Annotated in this window: 4 protein-coding genes; all 4 read right to left on the reverse strand. The window is 72.0% G+C overall.

The window, feature by feature from the left end; genetic code table 11:
* Positions 1-110: 110 nt before the first annotated feature.
* Complete coding sequence (rpoZ, locus tag AC1DY2_RS17215; RefSeq protein ID WP_067947279.1) at positions 111-368, reverse strand: DNA-directed RNA polymerase subunit omega; 258 nt, start codon at positions 366-368, stop codon at positions 111-113.
* A gap of 63 nt (positions 369-431) precedes the next feature.
* Positions 432-1,370 (reverse strand): guanylate kinase, encoded by a 939-nt coding sequence (gene gmk / locus AC1DY2_RS17220; protein ID WP_476763527.1) that lies wholly within the window; start codon positions 1,368-1,370, stop codon positions 432-434.
* A gap of 34 nt (positions 1,371-1,404) precedes the next feature.
* A complete protein-coding gene (pyrF, locus tag AC1DY2_RS17225) occupies positions 1,405-2,289 on the reverse strand; it encodes an orotidine-5'-phosphate decarboxylase (protein WP_476763525.1) in 885 nt (294 codons plus the stop codon).
* A partial coding sequence (locus AC1DY2_RS17230; RefSeq protein ID WP_476763526.1) for an ATP-binding protein occupies positions 2,286-3,610 on the reverse strand: 1,325 nt, incomplete at its 5' end. The genes pyrF and AC1DY2_RS17230, both read right to left, overlap by 4 nt.

The raw sequence follows: 3,610 nt of genomic DNA on the forward strand, positions 1-3,610 counted from the left end.
GGACGTCGTGGCCGGCGAGCACGAGCGCGCGGACCACACCGACGGCCTTGTACGCCGCGATGCCGCCCGTGATGCCGACGACGATGTTGAGCGGCGACATCCGGGACGTGCTATTCGCCGATGGGGCGGAGCCGGAGCTTGTCCTCGTTGATCTCGTGGAGCGCGACCGACAGCGGCTTGTCGTCGATCGACGAGTCGACCAGCGGGCCGACGTTGTCGAAGAGGCTGCCCTCGTGGAGGTCGGCGTAGTAGTCATTGATCTGGCGGGCCCGCTTGGACGCGAAGATCACGAGCTGGTACTTCGAGTCGACCTTGGAGAGCAGGTCGTCGATGGGCGGGTCGATGATGCCGGACAGCTTCTCAGCCATGGACAGACTCCTTAGAACGGAACGTGCGCACGTCGGTGCGCGGAAACTTTCGGCCCGGGCGGCTCAACGCCGACCCTTGCGGGGCCGCATCAAGTCTACGACCTTTTGCGCGGCCTCGCCGACCTCGTGGTTGACGACCTGGTGGTCGAACTCGTCGACGGCCGCCAACTCGACCTTCGCGGTCTCCAGGCGGCGCTGCTGCTCGGCCGGGCTCTCGGTGCCCCGACCGACCAGCCGGCGGACGAGTTCGTCCCAGGTCGGCGGCAGCAGGAAGACGAGGGTGGCCTCGGGCATCGCCCGGCGGACGGAGCGTGCGCCCTGGATGTCGATCTCGAGCAGCACGCTGTTGCCCGCCGCGATCGCCTGCTCCACCGGACGGCGCGGCGTGCCGTATCGGGAGGCGTTGTGGACGGTGGCCCACTCGAGCAGTTCGCCCGCCTCGACCATGCGGTCGAACTCCGCGTCGTCGACGAAGTAGTAGTGCTCGCCCTCGACCTCGCCCGGCCGGGGCGCCCTCGTGGTGGCCGACACCGAGAGCTGGACCTCGGGGTGGTGCCGCCGGATGTACGACGCCACCGTGCCCTTGCCGACCGCCGTGGGACCGGCGAGCACGACGAGCCGGTCGCCCGTGCCGCCGTGATCGGCGACCCAGTCGGCGACGAACTCGCGAAGGCGACGGCGCTGCAGCCGGCCGAGGCCGCCGAGCCGCTTCGACGTCGCGATCTCGAGGTCCTGCATGATCCGGGCGCTCTTCGTGGCGCCGATCGCGGGGATCGACGTGAGGAACTCGGGCACGCGAAGCCGACCCTCGACGCCCTCGGGCTCCTCATAGGCGGCGCGCAGCACATCGAGCGGGCTGCGGACGCCGTCGGCGACCTGGCCCTTCACGGCGGCCCGCGCGCGGCGGGCAGCGACGGCGGCGCGGGACGCCGCGACGCGATCGACCTCGGGCGGGCTCGACGCGGTCACGGGCTTCCCGGCCTCGGCGATCGAGTCCGCCATGTCGTTGGTGGTCGTGCTCGTGCTCGTGCTCGTGTCAGGCAACCGCGGCTCCGTACTCGTCGGCACGACGCGCGATGGCGTCGGCCAGTCCATCGGGCCCCGCCATCAGGAGGGACCGCGACTCGTTCGCGACGACGCCGCCCGCGAAGCCGCCGAACCGGGAGCGGAGCTCGCGCGGCTCGGCGCCCTGGTGGCCGAATCCGGGCGCGAGCACCGGCAGGCCCGGGCGCGGTGGCTCGGCCTCGATGTCGATGCCCGCGGCGGGGAGGTCGGTCGTCGCCCCGAACACCACGCCGATGGAGCCGAGCGCGTGGCTCGAGGCATCCACTCGGCCCTGGTTCCAGCTGATCACGCCGTCGGTGATGGCCTGCGCCACGGACGACCCGGCCCGGCTCGACTGCTGGAGGACGGCGCGCTGGATGGCGGCGGCCTCGGGATTCGAGGTGGCGGCGAGGACGAACAGGCCCTTGCCCGCCGCCTCGGCCGAGACCATGACCTGCTCGATCGAGCCGAGGCCCTGGAATGCGCTGATCGTCATGGCATCCGCTTCGAGGCTCGACCCCGGGCGCAGCCACGCCTCGCCGTACGCCTCCACCGTGGAGCCRATGTCGCCACGCTTCGCGTCGGCGATCACGAGGAGGCCGGCGTCACGCGCCTCGGCCAGGAGGCGCTCGAGCACGGCGTAGCCCGCGGCGCCATGCCGCTCGAAGAACGCCACTTGCGGCTTCACGATGCCGATGAGGCCGGATGCCGCCTCGATCGCGCGGAACCCGAACTCGCGGACGCCCTCCGCGGAGTCGGGCTGGCCCCACGCGTCGAGCACCGACCGGTGCGGGTCGAGCCCGAGGCAGAGGTGCCCGTAGGCCGCGAAGACGGACTCGAGCCGCTCGCCGAACGGGATCACGCCGGAGCCGATCATGCCAGCGCCGCCGCTCGCCGCCGGCCGTACTCCTGCAGGCTCGTCACCTCGAACCCGCCGCGGACGGCGTCGAGCGAGGCGACCGCGGCCGAGAGCTCGGCGATGGTCGTGAACAGCGCGATGTCGGCCGCGACCGCCGCCGCGCGGATCTCGTACCCGTCGGCGCGGGCCGAGCGGCCGCTCGGGGTGTTGATCACCACGTCGACCTCGCCGCGGTGGATGAGCTCGACGATCGAGGCGTCGTCGGCCGACGCCTTCTCGCTGTACTTCAGCACCTCCCGGGCGCCGATGCCGTTGCGGCGCAGGACCTCTGCGGTGCCCTCCGTCGCCGTGATGTCGTAGCCGAGCTGCTGCAGGCGCAGCACCGGGAGGATGATCGCGCGCTTGTCGCGGTCGGACACCGACACGAACACCGTGCCGCTCAGCGGCATGCCGCCGTATGCAGCCAGCTGGCTCTTCGCGAACGCCGTCGGGAAGTCCTTGTCGATGCCCATGACCTCGCCCGTGGAGCGCATCTCGGGCCCGAGCACGGAGTCGACCATGATGCCCTCGCGGGTGCGGAAGCGGTGGAACGGCAGCACGGCCTCCTTCACGGCGACCGGCGCGTCGAGGGGCACCCGCGAGCCGTCGGACTCGGGGAGCATGCCCTCGGCGATCAGCTCGGCGACCGTCGCGCCCACCATGATGCGCGACGCGGCCTTGGCGAGCGGGATGCCGAGCGCCTTCGACACGAACGGGACCGTGCGACTGGCCCTCGGGTTGGCCTCGAGCACGTAGAGCACGCCGGCGCCGATGGCGAACTGCACGTTGAGCAGCCCGCGCACGCCGATGCCCTCGGCGATGGCGCGGGTCGCCTCCCGCACCCGGTCGACCTCGGCGCGGCCGAGTGTCACGGGCGGCAGGGTGCAGCTCGAGTCGCCCGAGTGGATCCCGGCTTCCTCGATGTGCTCCATCACGCCGCCGATGTACAGGTCGGTGCCGTCGTAGAGCGCGTCGACGTCGATCTCGATCGCGTCGTCGAGGAACCGGTCCACGAGCAGCGGATGACTCGGGCCGACGATGCCCTGGCCCTCGATGCGCGAGAAGTAGTCGGCGAGCGACGGCGAGTCGTAGACGATCTCCATGCCGCGGCCGCCGAGCACGTAGCTCGGGCGGACGAGCACGGGATAGCCGATGCCCTCGGCGACGTGCACGGCGCCGGCGACGTCGATCGCGGTGCCGTTGCGCGGGGCGAGCAGCCCCGCCGCGTCGAGGATGCCCGAGAACAGCCCGCGCTCCTCGGCGAGGTCGATCGCGTCGGGCGTGGTGCCCAGGATGGGCA

The sequence above is a fragment of the Agromyces sp. P1_H4 genome (genome assembly GCF_056405255.1).

Coding starts and splice junctions, on each gene's coding strand:
- rpoZ (WP_067947279.1), bottom strand. CDS start 368: ATGGCTGAGAAGCTGTCCGGCATCATCGACCCGCCCATCGACGACCTG.
- gmk (WP_476763527.1), bottom strand. CDS start 1,370: ATGGCGGACTCGATCGCCGAGGCCGGGAAGCCCGTGACCGCGTCGAGC.